Below are 24,658 nucleotides of genomic sequence, written 5' to 3' on the forward strand. Positions count from 1 at the left end.
TTAAAGTGCTTGATTTCTAATTTGCTCTGCTTTTTTCTCAACGAGACTTACAATATGATCAATAATTTTTTCACTAGGCACTTTATGATCTGCTAGACCTGATAAGTAAATCATATTATTCCCCTTGCCACCTCCGGTAAGACCAATATCAGTTTGCGAGGCCTCACCTGGTCCATTCACGACACAGCCAATAATGGAAAGGGTTAAAGGTTCTTTAATGTGTGACAATCTCTGTTCCAAAACCTCGACAGTCTTAATTACTTCAAAGGCCTGTCTAGCACATGAAGGACAAGAAATTATTTTAACACCTCTATTTTTTAAATTTAAACTTTTTAATATTTCAAGTCCCGCTTTAACTTCATTAACTGGATCTGAAGAAAGAGAAATTCTTATAGTATCTCCTATACCTTCGCTTAATAACATTCCAATTCCTATTGAAGATTTTATAGTTCCTGCATAATAACTTCCAGCCTCTGTGATTCCTAGATGGAGTGGGTAGTCACATTTTTTAGAAAGTTGCCTGTAAGCGTTAACCGCTAAAAAAATATCTGAAGCTTTAACGCTTATTTTAAAATTAAAGAAATCCAAATCTTCTAAAATTTTTATATTTCTTTCAGCGCTTTCAACTAATGCTTCTGGGCAAGGCTCTTTATATTTCTCTAATAAATCTTGTTCGATAGATCCGCCATTAACTCCAATTCGAATTGAACAACCAAAATCTTTTGCAGCTTTTACAACCTCTTTAACTCTATCTTTAGAGCCAATATTTCCAGGATTTATTCTGAGACAACTTGCTCCGGCCTTTGCTGCCTCAATTGCTCTTTTATAATGAAAATGAATATCGGCAACGATTGGAACATTTGCATGTTTGATAATCTCTTTTAAGGAGTGAGTAGATTCTTCATCTGGACAAGAAACTCTTACAATATCGGCGCCTGCTTCAGCTATTTGATTAATTTGTTGTATTGTTGCTTTAGCATCTGTTGTTAAAGTATTAGTCATGGACTGAACTGATATCGGAGCATCACCACCGACATAGACATTTCCTACTTTAATTTTTCTAGTCTTTCTCCTTAAGATTTCCCTAAATGGTCTAATGCTGCTCATAAAAATTTAATCTAAATCGAATGCAGTATGAATTGCAACTACAGCTTTTTGCGTCTGATCTTCTTCTATTAAAACGGAGATTTTAATTTCTGATGTTGAGATTACTAAAATATTTATATTTTGATTAGACAAAGCTTTAAACATTTTGAAGGCAACACCCGGGTGCGTAATCATTCCAGCACCAACGATTGAAACTTTTGCAACTTTGTCATCAAATGTAATTTTCTCAAATTTAAGATCTGTATTACTTTTTATAAGAGTAACTGATTTTTCTAAATCATCTCTCTTAATAGTAAACGTAACATCAGTTTTTTTGTTATCTGCCGATACGTTTTGTACAATCATATCAACGCTAATATTATTTTCATATAATGGTTTAAAAATACTAGCTGCAATTCCAGGTTTATCCTCAACGCCTATTAGAGTTATTTTTGCATCATCCTTGGAATAAGCAACACCTGTAATGACTTTGTCATAAGAAATTTTATCATCGCTTGTAATGCTAGTGCCTTCTCTATTTGTAAATGTTGAACGTACGTGAATTTCTACATCATTCATCATACCTTGTTGAACAGAATTACTTTGCATAACTTTTGCACCAAGAGATGCCATCTCCAACATTTCTTCATAAGAAATTTTTTCAATTTTTTTTGCCTTAGGATTGATGGCTGGATTTGTTGTGTAAACTCCATCCACATCTGTATAAATCTCGCAGTAATCTGCTCCTAAGCATTTAGCAAGCGCAACAGCTGATGCGTCTGATCCGCCTCTACCTAATGTTGAAAGTCTAAAATCTTTTGACACTCCTTGAAAGCCAGGAACTACTGGTATCTGTCCTTGGTCTAATGCTTTATTTAATTTAGTAGTTTCTATTGAAACAATTCTAGAGTTAGAATGGAAACCTTCCGTTACTATTGGGATCTGCCAACTTAACCATGATCTTGATTTAAGACCAAGCTTCTTTAAAGCTGCAGCAAATAATGTTGAGGTAACTTGTTCGCCAGTCGATAATAATGCATCATATTCTTCTAAATCAAAATCTTGATCTATTTCTTTTGATTTTTTTATTAAATCGTTTGTAACTCCAGCCATTGCGGACACAACAACGACAACTTTATGTCCTTCATCGGCTTTACTTTTTATAAGCTTTGCAGCGTTTAAAATTTTTTCTGTGTTTGCAACAGAAGTACCGCCGAACTTAACTATGATTTTACTCATGGATCTCAATTAATATCTTAAAAATTTAGATTTATAATTACTCCTATGTTAAATAATTCGCAAGAAAATGAAAATAAATAATAAAAAGAATCAAACAGATGATCAGCGAGAAATAAATAAATTCTCAGAAATGGCTTCTGAATGGTGGGACCCAAATGGAAAATTTGCACCATTGCATAAATTTAATCCCACAAGACAAGAATATTTAGTAAACCAAATTAAAAATCACTTCTCGATATTGTCCAAAGGATCCAATCCATTCAAAAAATTAACTTTGCTTGATGTAGGCTGTGGTGGTGGCTTAGTTGCTGAACCGATGACACGCCTTGGCGCAAAAGTAACAGGCATTGACGCCTCTGAAAAGAATATCAATGTTGCTAAATTTCATGCTGAACAGATGAATTTAAAGATTAATTACATTTGTTCAACTCCTGAAAAGCTAAATCAAAAGTTTGATGTTGTTTTATGTCTTGAGATTATTGAGCATGTTGCTGACGTTGATTTCTTTATAAAAACTTGTGCCAAATTATTAAAAAAAGATGGCATCATATTTTTTGCAACGCTTAATCGAACTGTTAAATCATTTTTATTTGCAATTGTAGGCGCAGAATACATTTTAAATTGGCTTCCAAAAGGAACGCATGACTGGAATAAGTTTTTAAAACCAGATGAAATCATCTCAAACGCTTTAAAATATAAATTAGATCTTTATGAGACCGTGGGTTTTAAATTTAATATTATTTTAAGAGATTGGCAAAAAAGTAAAGATACTGACGTTAATTATGCAGTCAGTTTTAAAAAAAATTAAGCGTCTTCTTTTGGCGCCCAAGGAATAGTTGCAACATCAATCCCCTCTTCTTGTAACTCTTTAGTCTCTTCTAAAGTTGCGTTGCCATAAATATTTCTTTTTTTCTTTTTATCGTAATGAATAGATCTAACTTCAGATACAAACTTGTCTCCTACATATTCAGCATTTTTAGCAACATAATCATTAAGTTCTTTGATTTTGCTTTTTACATTTTTTAAAAATTCTTTTTTCTGTTCAACATCTTTTTCAGCAGAAGCAGTTTTAGAAGTAGCAACACTTGGTGCCATTAAACTTTTTTTAACAGTCTTTGACCCGCCACAAACGTAGCAACTTATTAAATGCTTTTTTAATAATTTTTCATATTCATTTGAATTTTGAAACCAACTTTCAAAAGTTTCACCGCAAGAACATTCAAGGTTATATTTAATCATGTGCTTAATGTAGTAACGTTTATTTTAATTTCAATACGTTAGTTTTTATTGAAGAATAGAATAACCTTTCCAAGCGTTATTCCAAATTTTGACATGGTTGCAATGTTCACTAAATAATTATTGTCCTGTAAAAACATCCAATCATCGAAGCTTACCTTGTATTTACTAGAGCCAATCGGAAGATCAAAATCGTATTTCCAATTAAATGCATTTCCAGAAGTTGAGCCCGAGGCAAGACCTATAACTCCATTTGCGTAACCTTGGTATTGATTAGAGCCAATTTTTTCGAGTTTCCATTCTCTGTATTCTTTAGTTCCATCATCATAAATAAAATTCTCCTTCATGATTAAATATTTTCCATCCCAAGTTCCATCGATATCAACTTTGAAACTTTTCTTAATGTTGCCAAAACGATCTTCGAATACTCCGCGCGCAACTGTTTTGCCTTTAAAATACTCTTCTAATTTAAATTCAGGTTTATTATTTTGAAACTGTTCTAATTTCATAGTTGAACACTGTGTTACACTAAAAAAAATAAAAAATATAAATAATATTCTCAACTTTTTATTTAAAAAATTTGTAATAGTTTCCATAAATTCTATCAAAAACAGTCTGGCTACCTGGTAAAAAATTAAACTGTTTAATTTGTTTATTAGTTATCCAGCTCAATTGTTGTTTTTCTTTAAGCTTAATCTTTCCAGACCAATATTCTACCAGATAAATCATCATAATGATTATATTATTTTTATAACGATGAGTAATTAGATCTATATTTTTTAAATCCTCTTTGTTTATAGTAACTCCTATTTCTTCATATAACTCTCGAACAGCGCAATCTTCGAAAGATTCATTATTAAAAACCTTTCCGCCTGGTATCTCCCAATATCCACTTAAAAGTTTACCTTCTGGTCTGCTAGTAATTAAAATCTTATTAGCTTTTTTAAGTAAGCATGATGCAACGTAGGTTATTTTCATAAAAAAATTTAATAAATATTTAATATTAACAAAATTGACATTCGTTTCTATGATACCTATATAACATCTCAATCTATCAGAAACATATGCCAACAATCTTTGACAATCTAAATATAGGTAATTTAACACTTCCAAACAGAATTATTATGGCTCCGCTAACTCGTATGAGAAGCAAACAACCGGGTAATATTCCTTGGGAACTTAATGCAACTTATTATGCGCAACGTGCATCAGCGGGATTTATTATCAGTGAAGCAACTCAAGTTTCTCAGCAAGGTCAAGGTTATCCAGCAACGCCTGGCATTCATAGTAAAGAACAAATTCAAGGATGGAAAATAGTTACAGAAGCTGTTCATAAAAATGGTGGACATATTTTTTTACAATTATGGCATGTAGGTAGAATTTCTCATTCATCGCATCAACCTAATGGGGGATTACCTGTGGCCCCTTCTGCAATCGCTGCTAAAGATTCTGGAACTTATACTGCTGATTGGAAACCAACTGCTATTTTAACTCCAAAAGCATTAGAAGCATCTGAGCTTCCTGGAATTGTTCAGGATTATGTAAACGCTGCAAAAAATGCAAAAGAAGCTGGCTTTGATGGTGTTGAAGTTCATATGGCAAATGGATATTTGCTTGATGAATTTTTACAAGACGGAAGCAACAAAAGAACAGATGAGTTTGGCGGATCTGCTCAAAATAGAGCTAAATTTCCACTTCAAGTATTAGATGGTGTTATAAGTGTTTGGGCTAAAGATAGGGTTGGTGTGAGACTTTCTCCTTATGGAACTTTTAACGACATGAGTGACTCTAATCCCGTAGAATTATTTAATTACGTTATTGACCAACTAAACCAAAGACAAATTGCATTTCTTGATATGATTGAACCTAGAGCGACATCAGCTGGTGGTGGTGATGCTGTAAATACTAGCGCTCCTTCAACTACAAAATTATTTAGAAATAAATTTAAAGGCGCATTTATTTCTGCTGGCGGTTACACTCCAGAAGATGCAAAAAAAGCAGTTGAAAATAATGATGTAGATGCAGTTGCCTTTGGTAGAATTTTTATTGCAAATCCAGATTTGCCAAAACGAATTAAAACGAATGCAACTTTAAATCCTTATAAACGAGAAACTTTTTATGGTGGTGCTGAAAAAGGTTATACGGATTATCCCGCTCTAAGTTAGTTTTAAACTGGATCAATATGTGTCATCAGGTTTAAAACCCTATGACGTTCCATAACTCTATTTCTTGCCTCAACTGCAATGGCATGGCCTTCGGTGACAGATAAAGTTCCTTTAACTTCGATGTGAACATCTGCAATAATACTATCCCCTACTTTTCTTGTTCTAAGATCGTGAACATTAACAACCCCGGGGGTTTCTAATATAGTTTTTCTAATATTATCAGCTGCATCTTTATCAACTGCTTTATCGGTTAAAGCATGCATTGCTTCATAACTAAAATCCCAACCCATTTTTAAAATCATAATTCCAACAATAATTGCTGCAATAATATCGAAAGTTAAAAACCCCAAAAGATTAAAAGCAATTCCAACTGCAACAACTAATGAAGAGGCGGCATCCGAACGTGCATGCCAAGCGTTTGCCATAAGCAAAGTGGATTGCGCTCTCTTTGCAACGCTCATTAAATATCGAAATAATAATTCTTTAATAACAAGACAAATAACTGCAGCAAATAAAGCTACTTTATGAACCGGAACAATTAAACTTGGCTGTTCAAGTTTTCTCGATGCCGCCCAAATCATTCCAAGACCTACCCCTAATAATAAAATCCCAAGAAATAAACTAACTGCATTCTCATATCTTTGATGACCATAGTTATGATCATCATCTGGGGGATTTAAAGATTTAGAACTTGTAATTAAAACAATTAGATCTGACAGCATATCAGCTAAGGTATGCAAACCGTCCGCTATTAACGCTGAAGATCTTGAAAAAAAACCTACAAAGATTTGAAATATAACCAGAAAGAAATTTACAACAACACTCACCCAGGTGCTCTTATTAGCTACTTTTCTTTTTCTTATATAATTCCTTAAAGAATCTGACATTTTTTAATCTAAGCTATTACTACCTTATTTATTTATTTGATTAAATAAACTTTGCTCTATACGGTATTTTTTTATATTTAAAGCAAATGTCATCAATTACAGATTATATTATACTTACAATAATCACTATTTTTCCAGTGATCAGTCTTGGAGTAATGATTTTTTTCTCATTCATAATCACACCAACAATATTCAAATTTTTACCAGCAACACAAGCAGGTTTGTATGCGCGAAAAATATTTCCAATTTATTATATTTTTAACGGCAGCATAGTTTTGATATCTGGAATTGCAATTGCATTTCTTGGCGTTTTTAATCCAATTTTTTATTGCAATGTAATTATTTTTTTACTTTTTATCGTAAGCTATTTTTATCTAATGCCAGAAATCAACAAGGCTAAAGGCAAGAACAATAAAAAATTTAAAATTCTACACAACGCTTCAGTTGTAATAAATATTATTCAAATACTTCTATTGGTTTACCTGACGTTTTTATTATTAGACTTTTAAGACTTTTCTTTCGCACTTCTATAAATAAGATCAAAAAAAACTGGCGATAATGTTGCAAATAAGAAAGACCAAAAAAGCAAAGCTTTAGAAAACATTTCACTAAAAATCTCTTTATTAAAGAAAAATCCAATCAATAAAGATTTAGAAAAATCTTCACTTGGAAATAGTAATAAGCCAGTCACTAAACCAACACTAATTAAGATTATGGATCTACACTGAGAAACTTTCTTCTCATAAAGTCCTTTAAACACTACATACGCGCAAGCGCAGCACAATAAATCTGCAAATAAAAATAAATATAAAACGCTAAATTGAAACAGAACTATTAAAAAACAAATAAGCACTGAAATAATTAAAACAATATTAGACAATCTTTTTTGTTTGGTAATTTTCTTTAAATTAAAAAAATCTTTAGAATGAACAATAGTCAAACTTGAAATGGAATTAAGAAGAGTATCTACGGTGCTAATACAAAGACAAGCTGCAAATAATAATATAACAAATGAAATTAAAGTATTATTTTTATCTAAAATAATTGAAAAAAATGCAAGATCTTGGCTAAATTTTAATCCATTTAATTTTGCAATGCTACCTGTTAATCCCATGCAAAATACGATGATATAAATGATTACGAAGGAAGCTAATAAACTCGTCACTAAAACTTTATCATTTTTAGCCGCATAAACCCTTTGCCAATTGCCCTGATGAAATAAATTAGTTGCAGCAACGGCCACAAAAAAAACAAAACCAAATTGTAAGGAATTAACCAAGGATTTGTTATCAAGTTGGAGTAAGTCTTTATGAAAAAAATTTAGATTAAGATGAAAGCTATTTTGAATTACAACTACATAAAGCAGATATAAAAAAAGTAGAACTATAGCAATACATTGCACCGTATCCGTTCGAATGGTTGCATTGAGACCACCAAATAACACATAACTTACAACGCAAATTAGGATAATCCCTGCAGATATCCAAACTGAAAGACCGGACATATAATGAATTAATTCTGAAATAGCAGTTACTTCAGCGCATAAAAAAATGAACAAATAAAACATCATCAAACCAAAGATAAGTTTAAAGACTTTAGATCCAAATTTTTTTAGTACAATTTCTGTAAGCGATTTTCCGCTTGGAAATATCTTTCTCAGTTTTTTTCCAAAAAATATTAATAAAATCATGGTGAATGCTGTACCTAGTGCATAACCAATAATAGCGCCTAACCCACCGTCAATTGCAGCGGTAGGTGGTCCAAATAAAATCCAAGAACCTAGAGATGAGGCAACTAGTGTTCCTGTTAATTTAAAGACTCCAACATTGCGGTTTGAAACTAAATAATTATTTAAATCTAAGGTTTTTTTAGAAAAGTAGGTTCCGATAAATAAGAAAGTTAAAGATATGATTACTACAAATAGTAGAGCAGAATTTACGCCTATAAAAGAACTATTCATTTTTCCCTAATTGAATTACCAATCCAGGTTCCAGGGTTTAATCTCAGCCTCTTTCAAAGCACCCCTAAAACTTAATATGTTTAAAAACTATATTGATGTGAGGAGATTTGCAATCTCCAAATGTTATTGATTAAAATCTTTTTGTAGCAACTAACGTAAGATAGTCTTTGCTATCTTGCGTAAGCTGAGATGTTTCAGTTTTTGCTCTATCTGCATAAATGTAAGAAAGATCAAAATTAACTCCGATAAACTCTTTTGATAATGTAACTGTTGAAGTATTAGTATCTCTATCCCAAACACCGTAGCTTATTTTACTTTGTACCGGACCAAAATCATAAGTTGCGTTGAACTCATAATAAAACCTATCAGATCTTTGTCCGTTATCATTAAGCACACCTTGTGAGTCATCCAATGTGTAAGCAGCTCCAAATGTATAGGGCTTTTTATCTGGGGCGATTGTTATTTTTGCGAAATACTCTGCATTATTTAGAGCTATATTGTGATCATAAATTCCTGGATAAGAAGAAGTAGTATACCCAACATCTAAGGTAACGATATCAATAGTTTTTTTTATTCCAATATAATTATCCCACTCTTTTGTGTAACCTAATCCAGCTGAAGTATTCACGCCGTGGCTTGCTGAAATCCAAGTTCCCACATAAACGTTAACTCCTAATGTTTTTATAGGATAAGAAAAATCTGCTCCGGCAAAAGGTGCGGGTTGTCCTTTATTTTGCTCAACACCTCTGTTTACATAGTTACTTGCAATACCAACATTGAATTCAAGCTCACCCCCTAAAATTTCAGTATGTGATTGTGCTGTCTGAGTTCCTAAAAGTGATAAAGCGAAGAAAAGTGATAATATTTTTTTATTCAATTTTTTAAAACCTATATTTTTCAAGTTCTAAATATCAAATTAAATTGAGATCAGTAACAAAAAAAGAAAACAACAATACCAGCGTTTATAAGGGGGTAATCTTATAAACGCTGAGTATTTTTAATTAGAAATTCTAATTAATTAATTAATTAAAATGTTTTTGAAATGTTAAACACTAAAAAGTCATGGTCCTGTGCTGGAGCATAACTATTTGTTGTGCTTTCAGTTTTTCCATTAATGTAGCTTAATGCAAAACCAATGTCAGAAATTGTTTTTGAAAGAGTTACTGTAGTAGTTTTTGTAACATCTTTATATTTACCGTAAGAAATTAAACTTTGAACAGATCCAAAGTCATATGTAGCATTCGCTTCATAGTAATTTTTACCTATACCAGTAATTTGGTTACGTCCTGTTCCAGTTGCAAAACCCTTAGTGTCTTCTTTATAATAAGCGAGACCAATAGAGTATGGAGCTTTGTCTGGAGCAAGTGTTAATTTTATATAACCTTCAAGAAAATCTGTAGCTACGTTGTCAGTGCTTGCTGGGTAATGATACTGAATTACACCAATGTCACCAGTTATAGGTCCAAAAGTTTTTTTGATTCCACCATAAATATCTAATTCTTGAGTAGAACCATTATTTCCAGAAGCGCCAGCGGCAGCTGTCCAAGTTCCTACATAAATTCCTATCGCTGTATTTAGATCAGCACCAATGTAAGGTGAACCTGCGCTATTGTTTTGATCAATACCTCTCCATACGTACGCGCTGTTGTAACCAGCGTTAAAAGATAAAGTCGCGCTAGGATCTTTAGGATTTCCAAATTTTATTTCTGCATTCGCAGCTTGCGTTAAAAATAATAACGAGCCAAGGAATGAGAATATTATTTTTTTATTCATTTTATTTTTTTTTAATTAAATTAATTTAATAATTGTTTATCTATATAAGTTTTATATTAATTTATATGGTTCAATATAAATAACAGCTATGTGTTGTTTGCATGTAACAGTATGCGTTATTAGCATAATGTATTTTAATAATTTCTTTAAACGTAGTTAAGCGGAAGGATTGTTGTCTGTTTAATTTCTTCCATTGAGAATGAGGTTGATACTGCAAAAATATCAATCTGATCTGTAAGTTTTGTATAGAATTTGTTGTATTCTTCCATGGTTGGGACTAGCACTTTTAATAAATAATCAATACTGCCGCTCAATCTATAGAACTCGACCACTTCAGGCATAGAATTTATAATACTTATAAATTTCTTTGCCCACTCCATATTATGTTTGTTAGTTCTAATAGAGACAAAAGCTATGGTTTTAAGATTAAGTTTGTTCCTATCTGCGACAGCTACCTTCTTCTTTATATATCCCTCTTTATATAACTTATTAATTCTAGCCCAACATGGGGTGGCTGAAAGGTTTACTTTCTTTGATAATTCAGCAATTGGAATATCCGCATCTTCTTGAAGCTGGGATAATATTTTTTTATCTATATCATTCATGATATTTTATTCTAAAATAACTATCATATTCAGAATAAAATACCAGTTTTAGTCTAGATAAAGCTTATTTTTGACTTATTTTTCTGCAAATATTGAATTGAACAGAAAAAACTACTACATCATTCACACAATTAATAAATAAGGAAATAAAAATGGCACTACAATTAAATGATGATGCTCCAAATTTTATAGCTAAGAGCACAGAAGGTAAAATTGATTTTTATGAATGGCTTGGAAATAGCTGGGCAATACTTTTCTCTCACCCAAAAGATTTCACGCCTGTTTGCACAACTGAACTTGGTGCAGTTGCAAAACTAAAACCTGAATTTGATAAACGCAATGTTAAGGTTATTGGACTATCTGTTGATGGCTTAAGTAATCACGAAAAATGGTCAGATGATATTAAAGAAACACAAGGTTATAAACCAAACTTTCCAATCATTGCAGATGAAGATAGAAAAGTTTCTGATCTCTATGGAATGATCCATCCAAAAGCTAGTGACACTTTAACTGTAAGATCTGTGTTTGTTATTGGACCTGACAAAAAAATTAAGCTGACATTAACGTACCCTGCTAGCGCTGGAAGAAACTTTGATGAGATCTTAAGAGTAATCGATTCATTGCAGTTAACTGCAAATTACAAAGTTGCAACTCCTGCTAACTGGAAAAGTGGTGAAGATGTTATTATCTCAGGAGCAGTTTCTGATGAGGATGCTAAGAAATTATTCCCTCAAGGTTGGACGACTGTAAAGCCATATCTTCGAACTGTAAAACAGCCAGTTTCTAAGTAAGAAATTTTAGCTAATTAATAAAGTCACACCCAGCTCTTTAAAGAGAGTTGGTTGTGATTTTTTTTATTTAATTTAAAATAAAGTAATAAATACAATTAAATAAATTAAATGAACCAAAGTAAAATTATAAATAGTATCGGCAACACTCCTTTAATTTATTTAAAGAAAGCCTCACAACTTTCAGGCTGTAAGATTTACGGCAAAGCAGAATTTTTAAATCCAGGAGAGTCTGTAAAAGATAGAGCGGCTCTTTACATTTTAAACGACGCCATTAAAAAAAATAAATTAAAAAAAGGTGGTACTATTGTTGAAGGTACAGCTGGCAACACTGGTATAGGGATTGCCCTCATTGCAAAAGAGCTTGGTATTAAAACAGTTATTGTTATTCCAGATACTCAATCACAAGAGAAAAAAGATACCTTAAGACAATTAGGCGCTGAACTTATTGAAGTTCCTGCAGTTCCTTATGATAATCCAAATAACTATGTGAAGTATGCAAAGAAAGTTGCAGAAGACATTGGTGGATATTGGGGAAATCAATTTGACAACACTATTAATCAACAAGCTCATATTGAAACGACTGCAGAAGAAATTTGGACCCAGACGAATGGAGAAGTAGATGGCTTTACTTGCTCCTCTGGAACGGGTGGCACTATTTCTGGTGTTTCTATTGGATTAAAGAAACATAATAAGAATATTAAAATTGCAGTCAGCGACCCTTTTGGTTCTGCTCTTTATAGTCATTTTAAAACTGGAAAATTAACAATGACTGGAAGCTCTATAACAGAAGGAATTGGAACTTCTAGAATTACAGAAAATTATAAAGGCGCTTTATTAGATGATGCATTTCAGATCAATGATACTGATGCTGTGAATATTGTATTTGATTTATTGCACGACGATGGATTATGTCTTGGAAGCTCTTCAGGAATAAATGTTGCAGGCGCAATTGAACTTGGGAAAAAAATGGGACCAGACAAAACAATTGTAACTATTTTATGTGATGTGGGCACACGTTATAAAAGTAGATTATTTAACCGTGAATTTTTAAAATCTAAAGGACTACCTTGTCCAGATTGGATCAAATGATTATCGATAAAAATAAAATTAAAACATTCGATTTTAAAAAACCGTTACAGTTAGAATCTGGACAAACTCTAGATGGCTTTACAGTTGCTTATGAAACGTTTGGAACTTTAAATAAAAATAAAGACAATGCGATTTTAGTATTTCATGCTTTGAGTGGAGATCAATTTGCAACGGGTATTAATCCAATTACTAATAAAGAAGGTTGGTGGGTTACTGCAATTGGACCGGATAAAGCGGTTGATACTAATAAATATTTTGTAATTTGTGCTAACGTTTTAGGTGGCTGCATGGGAACTTCCGGACCAACCTCTATTAACTCTAAAACAAATGAACTCTATGGGACGACTTTTCCGTTAGTAACCATAAAAGATATGGTGAATGCACAAGTGTTATTACTTGATCATTTAAATATCGAAAAAACTTTATGTGTTTTGGGTGGATCTATGGGTGGAATGCAAGTGCTGCAGTTCTGCTCAACTTATCCAGATCGAACTTACGCTGCAATTCCGGTTGCTTGTACAGCAAGTCATTCTGCGCAAAATATTGCATTTAATGAATTAGCTCGTCAGGCCATTATGGCAGATCCCGATTGGAGTAATGGAGAGTACGTGAAGCTTAAGAAAAATCCACGTAATGGTTTGTCCATTGCACGTATGGCCGGTCACATTAGTTATTTATCTGAAGAAGGACTTCAGGAAAGATTTGGAAGAAAGCTACAGAAGAAAGGTGACTTTAAATTTTCTTTTGATGCCGACTTTCAAGTTGAAAGTTATTTAAAATATCAAGGCAATGCCTTTGTAGATCGCTTTGATGCAAATAGTTATTTATATTTAACTCGCGCTATGGATTATTTTGATCTGTACCGTGAGAACGATGGAGTATTGGCTAATGCATTTAAATTCACAAAGATTAAGTATTGTCTTATTTCTTTCTCAACGGATTGGCTTTACCCAACCGCTGAAAGCAAAAAAGTATTAATTGCCTTAAACTCTGTTGGTGCCGATGTAAGTTTTGTCGAAGTTGTAACTAATAACGGTCATGATGCTTTTCTTTTAGATGAGCCTGAATTTTTAAGAAGTGTTAAAGGATTTTTAGACTCTGCTTATGAGTCATTTAAAATATCTAAACAATGATCGATCCAAATAGAGAGCATTTTATTACGATTTCAGACGTAGATCCGGATTCACTTGTGCAAAATATTGAAGTTCGAGGACACAAACTATTAGCAGATGAACCTAAATCTTTTCCAGGCGGAAATGATAAAGGCTTAAGTCCAACTGATTTTTTATTATCGTCACTTGGTTCATGCACATCAATGACACTTCGTTTATATGCGCGTTTAAAAAAATTACCGTTAGAAAAAATTATTGTGAGATTAGACAGAAAAGCAAGCGGGGAGATTATTAGAGAAATAGAACTTATTGGAAATTTAACCGAAGAACAAAGACAACGTTTATTTGAAATCTCTAATAAGTGCCCTATTCACAAGGCGCTAAGTAATCAAATAATAATTAATTCTGAATTAGTTTAAAAACTACTCTTGAGTATCTTTTTCTAAAGTCTCTTCGATTTCTTTTTGATCATCTAAAGAAATAACCATTTCTTCAGCTTGATCTTCTTTCGCTACAAAATCATCACCGTCAGCTATTGCATCTGGATCAATATCTTTAACTGATTTTTTCTCAACTTGTTTTACAGCTGCAAGTTTTGCAAATTTGTCTTCAATGTTTTGAACTTTTCCACAAGGACAAGTAATTGGACTTTTGTTAAAGTCATAAAACTTTTTACCACACTCGCAAATTCTTTTAGTTCCCCAGTTTTTTTTATCCAATGTAGCCTCTAAAATTGTTAAATTTGTATGATTAATTTTTGCTTGTATATAAATTTTAATCGCATTAAACAACACTAATTAACCTCAGCAAAATGGATAAAAAATTGCCAAAATTTAAGGGTGTAATCAGTTTACCTGGCGATAAGTCTATTTCACACAGGTCTCTCATTATTGGCTCACAAGCAACGGGTATTGTTAGAGTTTCAAATCTTTTAGAATCTGCAGATGTATTCAGCACTATGAATGCACTTAGAAAATTTGGTGTAAATATTTTTAAAAAAGGAAAAGATTATTACGTTTACGGTTTAGTTGTGGGGGGACTTAAGGAATATAACGGGACTTTAAACTGTGGAAATTCAGGAACCACAGCAAGATTAATGATGGGCTTAATCTCAACCTACCCTGTAAAGATAAAGTTTACAGGTGATAAGTCTTTATCAAAAAGACCAATGCAGCGAGTGATTAATTTGCTTAGAGAATTTGGAGCAAATGCATTGCCTGAAAACAAAAACACTATGCCGTTTACTTTTTTAGGCTCTTACGTCGGTCTGCAAAATGACCAGAAATTAAAAGTTCCAAGTGCACAATTAAAGTCGGCCTGGTGTCTTGCTGCATTAAATACAAAAGGAATTTCAACATTAGAAGAGCCATTTGAAACGAGAGATCACACTGAGATCATGCTTAAACATTTAGGCGCTAATATTACAGTTAAGAAATCAAAGAATAAAAAGATTATCTCAATATTTGGCAAACATCCAATTGATGCAAAAGATATCTCTGTACCAGGTGATATTTCATCAGCAGCATTTATGATGGTGCTTGCGCTTATTTCTAAAAATTCAAAAGTAACTATTAAAAATGTTTTACTTAATCCAACGCGAACTGGAATTTTAGATGTCTTCAAAAAGATGAATGCTAAAATTAAAATAAAAAACAAAAAAATTATCTGCGGTGAGATCGTGGGTGATCTTGAAGTTCAAAGCTCAAATTTAAAAGCAACAACAGTTACTGAAAAGATGGCACCACGTTTAATTGATGAATACCCTATTCTTTTCATTGCCGCATGTTTTGCAAAAGGAACGTCTAACTTTAAAGGCATAGAAGAACTTAGAGTAAAAGAGTCGGATCGAATTAAATCCATGGAAGATGGATTAAAACCGCTTGGTGTTAAAATAACATCGACAAAAAGTTCAGTTAAAATTACAGGAGTTAAATCTTTTAAATTAAATAAAAAAATTAAAATTGATGCAAAAGGTGATCATAGAATAGCAATGTCATTTTATGTGCTATCACAAGTACTTAATAAATCATTCAAGATTAAAGATTTTAATTATATAAAAACTAGTTTTCCAAGTTTTACTAAAACAATTAATAACCTGAGAAAAAATTGAAAAACAAAAAACAAAATAGATTACGAATTGCAGTTGATGGACCTGCAGCCTCAGGTAAACATACATTGGCTAGACAAATCGCAAAAAAATACAAACTTTTACATTTAGATTCTGGAAAACTTTATAGATACTTTGCCTTACAAGTTTATCAGACTAAAGGTCAAAAAGTTAATTACGCAAAACTAAATCAAGCATTAAAAAAATTAACTCTTAAAAAACTAAAAGATAAAAGACTTACAAGTGAGCCTGTTACAAAAATTGCATCTGTAATTTCAAAGATAAAAAGAATAAGACAAATGCTAAAAAAAGTTCAGCATGATCTTGCTTATAATCCTCCAAAGAAATTTAAAGGATCTATTTTGGATGGACGAGACATTGGCACAGTGATTATGCCCGATGCACATGTGAAAGTTTATTTAACTGCGAGCTTAAATGTGAGAGCAGTGCGTAGATATAAAGAGTACAAAAAAATGGAGGTGAAGACGACCTTAAGCAAAGTTAAAAGCGATATAAAAAAGAGAGACTACGATGACACACATCGTAAGATTTCTAGCTTAAAACCAGCAAAAGATGCTGTATTGCTAGATAGTTCTTTTTATAATACAAGATCCGCCTTTGTCGAAATAGACGAAGTGATAAGGAAAAGAATTAAACTACTGAATGCAACATAACATAAAAGCCTACAACGACGACTCTTCTAGCAACGAATTCGCAGCTTTACTTAAATCAGATCTAGATAAAAGAGTTACAGCAGAAAGTTCTTTAGTGAACGGGATCGTATCTCGTATTGAAGAAAAAATTATTCTAATTGATGTTGGTTTAAAATCTGAAGGCGTAATTAATAAGAGCGAACTTACAAGTGACGAGCTTGAAACTTTAAAAGTTGGAGATGAGCTTGAAGTATTTATCGAAAGATTAGAATCAAAACACGGTGAAGTTATTTTATCTCGTGAAAAAGCAAAACGAGTTAAATCTTGGAACAGAATTCAAAAAGCATTTGACGATCAAACAAAAGTTACAGGAACTATTAAGAGCAGCGTTAAAGGTGGATTTACTTGCGAGATATTTGGAATTCAAGCATTCGTACCATCATCACAACTGGCAGACGCACCAATCAGAAATCCAAACGACTTTATTAATAAACCATTAGAATTTTTAATTATCAAAATCGACAACATTAGAATGAACGTGATTGCATCACGAAGAGTTCTATTAGAAGAATCTAAAAACCAAAGTAAAGATGAAGTGATCGCCAAATTTAAAGTGGGCGACATTGTAAAAGGAAAAATTAAAGCAATCCAATCATATGGTGCGTTCGTATCGGTTGATTCATTAGATTGTTTATTACACACATCTGAAATTTCTCACTTAAGAGTAAATTCACCTGAAGAAATTTTCACAGTGGGTGAAGAAGTAACTGCCCAAATTATTGAGATTGATAATGTACAAAAAAGAATGTCGCTTTCAATCAAAGCAATGTCGCCAGATCCATATATTGGAATTGAAAACAAATATAAAGTTGGTGAAATTTACGAAGTTAAAATTTCAAAACTTACAGACTTTGGAGCATTCGCTGAATTAGATTCAGGTGTTGCAGGATTAATTCATACATCAGAAATTAAACACTTAAACAAAAACGTAAATCCTAGAACGGTATTTAAAGTAGGTGATGTTGTTAAAGTTAAATTAAAAGAATTAGATTTAGAGAAGAAAAAAATTGTTCTTTCTTACAAAGACACTCAAGAAAATCCAATTGAAGATTTCAAAAAACGTTATCCAATTAACACAGTATTGGAAGCTAAGATCGTGAACAAAAAAGAGTTTGGTTTATTCTTAAACACAGGTGACTCTGAAATCGACATTTTCATTCATTACAAACAATTAGATTACTCTGAAAGTTCAGATGCTTTAAATAATTACAAAAAAGGCGATTCAGTTAAATTCAAAATCATCGATATAAAAGATGATAAAGTAAACGGCTCTGTTAGAGCGTTATTAGAAGATCCATTTGATATATTTAAAGATAAGAAAAAAGGTGATGTTGTAACTGTTAAAGTTGCTGAGATTTTAGACAATTACATCAGAGTAAATGTTGGAGAAAAACGTTTCCCAGTTATTATTAAGAAAGCAGAAATCGCAATTGAAAAAGCGGATCAAAGAACAAACAGATTTGCAGTGGGTGATGCATTAGATGCAATGATCGTAACTCTTGAAGAAAAAGAAAGAAAAGTTGAATTATCAGTTAAAAAATTAGAAGAAAAACAACAAAAAGAAACAATCGCTAAATTCAAAAACGTAGATAGCGGTGCTTCTCTTGCTGACATCTTAGGCCCTGCTTTAAAAGCTGAGAAGAAGCCTAAAAAATCTAAAAAAGAAGAATAATCTCCACAACTATAAAAAGATTGTAAGTTCAATCACTTACCCATAAAGTTCAAGGGTAATGAAAAGATCTACTCTCATTCACGATCTAGCTATCCGATACAAATATTTAAATCATCCTCAAGTGGAGCGTATGGTTGAGCTTGTATTTAAACATTTAGGACAGGCACTAGTTCAAGGTCAAAGAATTGAAATCAGAGGCATTGGCACTTGGGCCGTAAAGACGAGAGAGCCAAGACTTGCAAGAAATCCGAGAACCGGTGAAAAAGTACAAGTTGGAATTAAGAAAAACATCGGCTTTAGAATGGCAAAGGATTTAAAAAATAGAATTAACAACGATACATCTCCAGCTGACGTCGATAAGAAAATTGAAAAGATGTATGACAATAAAAAACAATGAGAAAACAACCTATCTTTGTTGCGGTCGACACAAACAATATCAAACGCGCAAAACAAATTGTTAATGCAACAAATAAATATATTTACGGGGTAAAATTTGGACTTGAGTTCTTTTGCTCAAAACAAGGACGACAAGCAATTAAACAATTTCAAAACAAAAACGTTAAAATATTTCTAGATCTAAAACTAAAAGATATCCCAAACACTGTTTATAAAGCGATTAGAAGTCTTAAAGATTTAAGAGTTGATTATCTAACTATTCATGCAAGTGGTGGTTTAGAGATGATGAAAGCTGCAAAAAAAGCGCAAAATGAAACTAATAAGAAATTAAAAATATTAGCAGTAACGATTCTAACTTCACTTACAAACAAGGATCTAAAACAAATGGGATCAAACACAAGTGTTGAAACGCAGGTGCAAAAGTTAGCGCAAACTGCAAGACTTGCAAAGATTCACGGCATCGTTTGTTCAGCACATGAGATACTAAAAGTTAGAAAAGTTTCTAAATCATTTGAAATTGTTGTGCCTGGAATTAGAATTTCAAATAAAAATGTAGCTGATCAAAAGAGAATAATGACACCAGAAAAGGCTTTAAAATTAGGAGCCACACACTTAGTTATTGGCAGAGACATTACTAAAGGAAATCCAAAAACTAATATTAAGAAAGTTTTAAAAGCTTTAATCTAAATGCCAAAAGTTAAAATCTGCGGCATGACTGAAAAAGAAACTATTCAAACTGCAATTGAACACAAAGTTGATTATTTAGGTTTCGTGTTTTATGCAAAATCGCCAAGAAATTTAACACCAGATCAGGCAAGAGAACTTACAAAAAATATCCCGCCTCACGTTAAAAGAATTGCAGTTTTAGTAAATGCAAAGGATGAATTTATAGAACAAATTAAAGATTATTTTGACTGCTTCCAACTTCATGGTCATGAAGATGTAAAACGCATTAGAGAATTAAAACAAAAGTTTAATAAAGAAATTATTAAAGCCATTCGGGTAACTGATGAAGCAAGCGCTAAAACTTACACGCAGTTTGAAGATGAAGTCGACATGTTAATTTTTGACAGTCCTGCGATGGAGAAGACTGCAAAGTTTGATTGGAATATTTTAACAAAACTTAAAATCAAAAAACCTTATTTAGTCGCAGGTTCTATTAGTATTGATAATGTTGATGAGGTTTTAAAATACAATCCATATGGTATTGATGTATCTGCCGGATTAGAAAGTAGTCTTGGCGTTAAAAGTAAAACAAAAATTATAGAATTTTTAGACAAAGTAAAAGCATGATGAAGTTATTAAAAGGAAAACCCATTATCGACCAACATGACAAAAGCTATATGTACGGTGGTAAATTCGGTGGAAACTTTATTCCAGAAACTCTTAAAAAACCCATCGAAGATCTAACAAAACTTTTCAACAAACTAAGAAGAGATAAAAAATTTATTAAAGAGAGAGACTATTATTTTAAAAACTACGTAGGCTCCCCTACTTCATTCATCAAACTTTACAATTTAACAGAATATTTAGGTGGCGCTCAGATTTATGCAAAAGTAGTGAGTGAAGCTAATGGGGGCGCACATAAGATATATAACGCCATCGTTCATGCGCTGATTTGTAAACACGCAGGTAAAAAATATATCATTGGTGATACGGGCGCAGGTTACGCTGGAAAAATGCTTTCCATGGCTGCAAAGAAATTTGGTCTTAAGTGCAAAATATTTATGGGCACAAAAGACATGGCAAGACAAAAACCAAATTGTGATGCGATCAGAGCAAATGGTGCTGAAATAATTCCTGTAGATTCTGGTAGCAAAACATTAGTCGATGCCGTTTCAGAATGTATGCGTTACTGGGTTGCCAATTGCGACACTACGCATATGTGCGTTGGTTCAACGGTTGGTCCTAATATATTCGTTAAAATTTGCGCATGGAGTACAGCGCAGATTTCAAGAGAACTTATTGTTCAAATCAGAGAAGAATTTGGAAAAATCCCAAACAAATTAAAATTAATTAATTGTGTGGGTGGCGGTTCTTCTGCAATTGGTTTTTGGAATTCATTTATGGATTACAATAAGAAACAGGTTGAATTTATTGGTGTTGAAGCAGGTGGACCTAAAAAAAGTAAACTTCATGCTGCACCTCTAAGTAATAAATCTAAAATTGGAATCTTGCATGGTGCTGCACAATATGTCGTTCAAGATAAAGAAGGACAAATTAAAGAAACTCATTCTATTAGTGCAGGTCTTGATTACCCTGGTGTTTCTCCTCTTCATTGCTTCTTAAAAGACGTAAAAAGAGCACGCTACATCTCTGCCACAGATGAACAAGCATTGGATGCTTATAAATTAGTAGCTAAACTAGAAGACATTAGACCGTCATTAGAACCCTCACATGCATTTGCAGAAGCGATAAGAATTGCACCAAAATTAAGCAGAGACACTATTATTGTTGTTAACTCTTGTGGTGATGCAAAAAAGGATAAATTAATTTTAGATAAAAGACTTGGTAAAAATCATGATTAATTCAAACATCACGCTAGCCTTTGAAAATTGTAAATTAGAAAAAAGACCAGCGCTTTTAACTTACATTGTAGGAGGAGATCCTAATAAAAATACAACATTAAAAATTTTAAACTCAATTGCACCTTATGTAGATATCTGTGAGATCGGTATGCCTCACAACACATCCGTTGCAGATGGAAAGCAAATTCAAAACAGCTCTTACCGAGCGCTAAAGGCTCACACTAAACTTCACGATGTATTTGAAATAGTTAAAAAATTTAAAAAAACAGACAATACTAAGCCTGTAATATTAATGGGCTACTTTAATCAGATCCTACAATATGGTGAGAATAAATTCTTACAAACGTGCAAAAGTATTGGCGTAGATGGACTTATTGTGGTGGATCTGCCCTTCCCTGAAAACAAATTATTCTCTGATAAGTGCAAAAAGAATTCAATTAATTTCGTGCAATTAGTTGCGCCTACAACATCCAATGAAAGATTAAAACAGATCATCAAAAATTCGCACGACATGATCTATTACATTTCAATGTTGTCGACGACGGGCGGAAAACTAAAAGTATCTTCTAAAACAATACTTAAAAATTATTTTAAAATAAAAAGGCTAGCTAAAAATAAAAATATTGTGATTGGTTTTGGTATTACAGAAAAAACGATTAAATCTTTAAAAGCGGCCGATGGATTAGTGGTGGGTAGTCAATTATGTAAAGCAATTGGCGACTCTTTAAAGGCTCATAAAAATCCTACAATAACACTAAACAAAATAGTAAAATCACTAAGATCTAAGATTCAATGAATTGGATAACAGAAAAGTTTAAGCGTTTTAAACCCAAACTTAAAAACCTATTCCGAGTTAAAATAGGTCCTGAAGGAAAGTTATGGGAAAACTGTTCGTGTGGTGCCGTTCTTTATAAACAAGATTTAAAAGAAAATTTATACGTTTGTACTGCCTGTCAAAAACATCACCGTATTAATCCAAGAGAACGTTTTGCTATTTTATTTGATGAAGGTCAGTATCAAGAAATATCACCACTACTTCCAATGGATGATCCTTTAAACTTTACAGATTCAAAAAGTTACACCAAACGATTAGCGACTGCGAGAGAAGAAACGGGACAACACGACTCTGTTTTACTTGCAACTGGAAAAGTAAATAATGTTTACCTTGTATCAGGTGCAATGAATTTTAATTTTATTGGAGGCTCTGTTGGTCGAGCTGCAGGTGAAGCTTTTTGCACAGGTGCTGAATTTGCACTTACTAATAGATTGCCTTTTGTATTTTTTGCCTGCTCAGGTGGAATGAGAATGCAAGAGTCAATGTTCTCACTTATGCAAATGCCAAGAATGATTGCAGCAATCAATGAATTAAAAAGATCAAACCTTCCATTCATTTCAGTTTGTCTAGATCCAACAACAGGTGGAACCACAGCATCCGTTGCTCTGTTAGGTGATATTAATATTGCAGAACCAAAAGCACTTATTGCATTTGCTGGAGCTAGAGTAATTAAAGAAACAGTTAGAGAAGAATTACCACCTGAATTTCAAACTGCAGAATATTTATTAGAAAAAGGTCAGATTGATATAGTCGCAGAGCGAAAAGATTTGCCAAAAACCATCAGTACTCTAATATTGCAATTAACTAACCCAAACAAAACTTTCTTAAGTGAATCAACAAATATCTTCAGCCAGCAACAAAATCCTCTTGGATCGTCTGCTGACTTTACATCCTAAAAAAATAGATCTATCCCTTGAGCGAATAAAAGTTCTCTTAAAAGAACTTAAAAACCCACAAGATAAAATTAAAAATGTAATCAATTGCGTTGGTACTAAGGGCAAAGGTTCAACCTGCGCATTTTTAAAATCTATACTTGAGCATCACGGCAAAACCGTAAACATGTATGTCTCTCCGCATCTTCAAACCTTTAATGAGCGAATTATCCTAAAAGATAAAGAAATTAGCGATTCATTACTCAATGAAGTGTTAACCAAAACTATGGATCAAATTGAAAAAAGCAAAATAACGGTGACGTTTTTTGAAGCGACAAGCACTGCTATGTACTTAGCCTTTGAAAAAAGTCCTGCAGATTACACAATATTAGAGTGCGGTCTTGGCGGAAGATTAGACACTACAGCGGTTATTAACGAACCCATTGCACAAATCATAACGCCAATAAGTTACGATCACATGGAGTTTTTAGGCGATACTTTAGAAAAAATTACCCATGAAAAATGTGGAATTTTAAAACAAGACACACAAATTATAATCGGAAAACAATCACCATCAGTTTTAAAACAAATTGATAAAGAAACTGCAAAGAATAGTTCAGCTAAATTTATCTTTGGTGAAGATTTTCAGGTAAGTAAAGAAAATGGCAGATTTATTTATCAAGATAATCAATCATTATTTGATTTAGATCTTCCCTCTTTAAATGGTGATCATCAACTCATAAATGCTGGAACTGCAATTGCAGCAGCACAAAAGATATTAAAGAAATTAGATCCACAAAAACTCAATAAAGCAATCACACACACTAAACACAGAGCAAGATTAGAGAGAATTACAAAGGGAAAATTATTAGAATACATTAATCCTAACAATCAACTTTATCTAGATGGCGCACACAATGAAGCTGCTGCAGAAGCGGTAAGTAAGTTCTTAGAAACAATAAAGAGCAAAAAGACTTATATGATCCTTGGAATGTTAAATACTAAAGATGCAAAAGTGTTTCTAAAACATTTCTCATCCACAATCACAGCACTAAAGACTATTAACATTCCACATCAAGACAACTCTCAAGATCCAAAGATCTTAGCTAAAATTGCAAATGAATTTGGAATTAAAGCAAATCAGTCACAAGGTATCACTGAAGCACTTCATGAGATTGCAAATGAAGATCCAAACGCTGTAATCATAATTACAGGATCTCTTTACCTAATGGGTGAAGTTCTAAATCTGAATTAGATCTTAGATAAAATCCAATCTTTAATTTGCTGTTTAGATGAAGCACCAACCTTAGTGTCTATTGCTTTTCCACCTTTAAACAAAATCATTGTTGGAATTCCTCTAACACCAAAACGTGTTGGCGTATTTGGATTGTCATCAATGTTATGGCTCCCAAATAAAACCTTACCTCCAAGTTCAACTGATAACTCCTCCAGCATTGGAGCTATCATCTTGCAGGGGCCACACCATTCAGCTGTAAATCTCTGCACAAAAGGGAGTTCACTTTTTAAAACTTTTTCGTCAAAATTTTCGTCTGTAATTGTAATTGTTGCCATAGAATCTCTTAGGTTATTAA

At 32.7% G+C, this 24,658-nt stretch carries 29 protein-coding genes; 17 read left to right on the forward strand and 12 right to left on the reverse strand.

All coding sequences use genetic code 11. The features are described 5' to 3' along the window. Both ispG and AC8IG9_RS05730 read right to left on the reverse strand, forming a co-directional pair. Nucleotides 1-1,107: a flavodoxin-dependent (E)-4-hydroxy-3-methylbut-2-enyl-diphosphate synthase gene (gene ispG, locus AC8IG9_RS05725; protein ID WP_507425836.1), complete on the reverse strand. Its 1,107-nt coding sequence runs from the start codon at nt 1,105-1,107 to the stop codon at nt 1-3. Between the two features lie 6 nt (nt 1,108-1,113). Further along, nucleotides 1,114-2,325, reverse strand: a complete 1,212-nt coding sequence (locus AC8IG9_RS05730) for an aspartate kinase (protein ID WP_507425837.1) — start codon at nt 2,323-2,325, stop codon at nt 1,114-1,116. Nucleotides 2,326-2,392: 67 nt separating this feature from the next. Between AC8IG9_RS05730 and ubiG the strand changes: the two genes are divergently transcribed. After that, nucleotides 2,393-3,133 (forward strand): bifunctional 2-polyprenyl-6-hydroxyphenol methylase/3-demethylubiquinol 3-O-methyltransferase UbiG, encoded by a 741-nt coding sequence (ubiG, locus tag AC8IG9_RS05735; protein WP_507425838.1) that lies wholly within the window; start codon nt 2,393-2,395, stop codon nt 3,131-3,133. On the opposite strand, the gene AC8IG9_RS05740 is transcribed toward ubiG, so the two are convergent. The 3 genes from AC8IG9_RS05740 to AC8IG9_RS05750 are packed head-to-tail and all read right to left on the reverse strand — an operon-like array spanning nt 3,130 to nt 4,539. After that, entirely contained in the window at nt 3,130-3,564 is a 435-nt protein-coding gene (locus AC8IG9_RS05740) for a DUF1178 family protein (RefSeq protein WP_507425839.1), read from the reverse strand. The two genes, ubiG and AC8IG9_RS05740, sit on opposite strands and share 4 nt — an antisense overlap. 38 nt (nt 3,565-3,602) lie before the next feature. After that, nucleotides 3,603-4,157, reverse strand: coding sequence for a DUF3833 domain-containing protein (locus AC8IG9_RS05745; protein WP_507425840.1), 555 nt, complete (start codon nt 4,155-4,157; stop codon nt 3,603-3,605). Next, on the reverse strand, nt 4,129-4,539 hold the full coding sequence (locus AC8IG9_RS05750; protein ID WP_507425841.1) for a (deoxy)nucleoside triphosphate pyrophosphohydrolase: 411 nt from the start codon (nt 4,537-4,539) through the stop codon (nt 4,129-4,131). Before AC8IG9_RS05750 ends, AC8IG9_RS05745 begins: the two co-directional genes overlap by 29 nt. An 86-nt stretch (nt 4,540-4,625) precedes the next feature. Between AC8IG9_RS05750 and AC8IG9_RS05755 the strand changes: the two genes are divergently transcribed. Continuing rightward, nucleotides 4,626-5,726, forward strand: a complete 1,101-nt coding sequence (locus AC8IG9_RS05755) for an alkene reductase (RefSeq protein WP_507425842.1) — start codon at nt 4,626-4,628, stop codon at nt 5,724-5,726. A gap of 2 nt (nt 5,727-5,728) precedes the next feature. Here the strand turns inward: AC8IG9_RS05755 and AC8IG9_RS05760 are convergent, their stop codons facing one another. Further along, nucleotides 5,729-6,613 (reverse strand): cation diffusion facilitator family transporter, encoded by an 885-nt coding sequence (locus tag AC8IG9_RS05760; RefSeq protein WP_507425843.1) that lies wholly within the window; start codon nt 6,611-6,613, stop codon nt 5,729-5,731. Between the two features lie 86 nt (nt 6,614-6,699). Here AC8IG9_RS05760 and AC8IG9_RS05765 point away from each other — a divergent pair, with 86 nt between their 5' ends. Continuing rightward, nucleotides 6,700-7,122, forward strand: coding sequence for a DUF4149 domain-containing protein (locus tag AC8IG9_RS05765; RefSeq protein WP_507425844.1), 423 nt, complete (start codon nt 6,700-6,702; stop codon nt 7,120-7,122). On the opposite strand, the gene AC8IG9_RS05770 is transcribed toward AC8IG9_RS05765, so the two are convergent. The 4 genes from AC8IG9_RS05770 to AC8IG9_RS05785 all read right to left on the reverse strand — a co-directional run bounded on the left by AC8IG9_RS05770 (nt 7,119) and on the right by AC8IG9_RS05785 (nt 10,951). Further along, nucleotides 7,119-8,573 (reverse strand): sodium:solute symporter family transporter, encoded by a 1,455-nt coding sequence (locus tag AC8IG9_RS05770; RefSeq protein ID WP_507425845.1) that lies wholly within the window; start codon nt 8,571-8,573, stop codon nt 7,119-7,121. The two genes, AC8IG9_RS05765 and AC8IG9_RS05770, sit on opposite strands and share 4 nt — an antisense overlap. Nucleotides 8,574-8,703: 130 nt before the next feature. Next, complete coding sequence (locus AC8IG9_RS05775; RefSeq protein WP_507425846.1) at nt 8,704-9,450, reverse strand: TorF family putative porin; 747 nt, start codon at nt 9,448-9,450, stop codon at nt 8,704-8,706. A gap of 149 nt (nt 9,451-9,599) precedes the next feature. Then, entirely contained in the window at nt 9,600-10,346 is a 747-nt protein-coding gene (locus AC8IG9_RS05780; RefSeq protein ID WP_507425847.1) for a TorF family putative porin, read from the reverse strand. 146 nt (nt 10,347-10,492) lie between these two features. Continuing rightward, nucleotides 10,493-10,951, reverse strand: a complete 459-nt coding sequence (locus AC8IG9_RS05785; protein WP_507425848.1) for an Lrp/AsnC family transcriptional regulator — start codon at nt 10,949-10,951, stop codon at nt 10,493-10,495. A 152-nt stretch (nt 10,952-11,103) separates the two neighbouring features. Here AC8IG9_RS05785 and AC8IG9_RS05790 point away from each other — a divergent pair, with 152 nt between their 5' ends. From AC8IG9_RS05790 to AC8IG9_RS05805, 4 genes are all read left to right on the forward strand, one after another. Then, nucleotides 11,104-11,742 carry a peroxiredoxin gene (locus tag AC8IG9_RS05790; protein WP_507425849.1) on the forward strand — a complete coding sequence of 213 codons (639 nt, stop codon included), beginning with the start codon at nt 11,104-11,106 and terminating at the stop codon, nt 11,740-11,742. A 108-nt stretch (nt 11,743-11,850) separates the two neighbouring features. After that, nucleotides 11,851-12,831: a cysteine synthase A gene (locus tag AC8IG9_RS05795; RefSeq protein WP_507425850.1), complete on the forward strand. Its 981-nt coding sequence runs from the start codon at nt 11,851-11,853 to the stop codon at nt 12,829-12,831. Further along, entirely contained in the window at nt 12,828-13,964 is a 1,137-nt protein-coding gene (gene metX, locus AC8IG9_RS05800) for a homoserine O-acetyltransferase MetX (RefSeq protein ID WP_507425851.1), read from the forward strand. Before AC8IG9_RS05795 ends, metX begins: the two co-directional genes overlap by 4 nt. Then, the gene (locus AC8IG9_RS05805; RefSeq protein ID WP_507425852.1) at nt 13,961-14,362 is read left to right on the forward strand and encodes an OsmC family protein; all 402 of its coding nucleotides are present in this window, start codon (nt 13,961-13,963) and stop codon (nt 14,360-14,362) included. Before metX ends, AC8IG9_RS05805 begins: the two co-directional genes overlap by 4 nt. Before the next feature lie 3 nt (nt 14,363-14,365). On the opposite strand, the gene AC8IG9_RS05810 is transcribed toward AC8IG9_RS05805, so the two are convergent. Then, entirely contained in the window at nt 14,366-14,737 is a 372-nt protein-coding gene (locus AC8IG9_RS05810; RefSeq protein WP_507425853.1) for a TIGR02300 family protein, read from the reverse strand. A 17-nt stretch (nt 14,738-14,754) separates the two neighbouring features. On the opposite strand from AC8IG9_RS05810, the gene aroA reads away from it, so the two are divergent. From aroA to AC8IG9_RS05860, 10 genes are read left to right on the forward strand one after another with little or no spacing between them, the layout of a single operon-like run. After that, the gene (aroA, locus tag AC8IG9_RS05815; protein WP_507425854.1) at nt 14,755-16,053 is read left to right on the forward strand and encodes a 3-phosphoshikimate 1-carboxyvinyltransferase; all 1,299 of its coding nucleotides are present in this window, start codon (nt 14,755-14,757) and stop codon (nt 16,051-16,053) included. Continuing rightward, nucleotides 16,050-16,724: a (d)CMP kinase gene (gene cmk, locus AC8IG9_RS05820; protein ID WP_507425855.1), complete on the forward strand. Its 675-nt coding sequence runs from the start codon at nt 16,050-16,052 to the stop codon at nt 16,722-16,724. The genes aroA and cmk overlap by 4 nt, the downstream gene beginning before the upstream one ends. Further along, a complete protein-coding gene (locus AC8IG9_RS05825; RefSeq protein ID WP_507425856.1) occupies nt 16,714-18,435 on the forward strand; it encodes a S1 RNA-binding domain-containing protein in 1,722 nt (573 codons plus the stop codon). The genes cmk and AC8IG9_RS05825 overlap by 11 nt, the downstream gene beginning before the upstream one ends. 58 nt (nt 18,436-18,493) lie before the next feature. Further along, nucleotides 18,494-18,832, forward strand: a complete 339-nt coding sequence (locus AC8IG9_RS05830; RefSeq protein WP_507425857.1) for an HU family DNA-binding protein — start codon at nt 18,494-18,496, stop codon at nt 18,830-18,832. Beyond that, nucleotides 18,829-19,518 (forward strand): orotidine-5'-phosphate decarboxylase, encoded by a 690-nt coding sequence (gene pyrF / locus AC8IG9_RS05835; RefSeq protein WP_507425858.1) that lies wholly within the window; start codon nt 18,829-18,831, stop codon nt 19,516-19,518. The genes AC8IG9_RS05830 and pyrF overlap by 4 nt, the downstream gene beginning before the upstream one ends. Next, a complete protein-coding gene (locus AC8IG9_RS05840; protein WP_507425859.1) occupies nt 19,519-20,124 on the forward strand; it encodes a phosphoribosylanthranilate isomerase in 606 nt (201 codons plus the stop codon). It abuts the gene before it with no gap. After that, the gene (gene trpB, locus AC8IG9_RS05845; RefSeq protein WP_507425860.1) at nt 20,121-21,359 is read left to right on the forward strand and encodes a tryptophan synthase subunit beta; all 1,239 of its coding nucleotides are present in this window, start codon (nt 20,121-20,123) and stop codon (nt 21,357-21,359) included. Before AC8IG9_RS05840 ends, trpB begins: the two co-directional genes overlap by 4 nt. Next, nucleotides 21,352-22,155 carry a tryptophan synthase subunit alpha gene (gene trpA / locus AC8IG9_RS05850; protein WP_507425861.1) on the forward strand — a complete coding sequence of 268 codons (804 nt, stop codon included), beginning with the start codon at nt 21,352-21,354 and terminating at the stop codon, nt 22,153-22,155. The genes trpB and trpA overlap by 8 nt, the downstream gene beginning before the upstream one ends. Continuing rightward, nucleotides 22,152-23,090 carry an acetyl-CoA carboxylase carboxyltransferase subunit beta gene (locus AC8IG9_RS05855; protein WP_507425862.1) on the forward strand — a complete coding sequence of 313 codons (939 nt, stop codon included), beginning with the start codon at nt 22,152-22,154 and terminating at the stop codon, nt 23,088-23,090. Before trpA ends, AC8IG9_RS05855 begins: the two co-directional genes overlap by 4 nt. Continuing rightward, a complete protein-coding gene (locus tag AC8IG9_RS05860; protein WP_507425863.1) occupies nt 23,023-24,321 on the forward strand; it encodes a bifunctional folylpolyglutamate synthase/dihydrofolate synthase in 1,299 nt (432 codons plus the stop codon). Before AC8IG9_RS05855 ends, AC8IG9_RS05860 begins: the two co-directional genes overlap by 68 nt. Here AC8IG9_RS05860 and trxA read toward each other — a convergent pair. Then, nucleotides 24,318-24,638: a thioredoxin gene (trxA, locus tag AC8IG9_RS05865; protein WP_507425864.1), complete on the reverse strand. Its 321-nt coding sequence runs from the start codon at nt 24,636-24,638 to the stop codon at nt 24,318-24,320. The two genes, AC8IG9_RS05860 and trxA, sit on opposite strands and share 4 nt — an antisense overlap. Nucleotides 24,639-24,658 lie beyond the last annotated feature (20 nt).

Origin of the sequence: Candidatus Allofontibacter sp., from assembly GCF_040404065.1 — a bacterium.
Lineage (GTDB): Bacteria > Pseudomonadota > Alphaproteobacteria > Pelagibacterales > Pelagibacteraceae > Fontibacterium.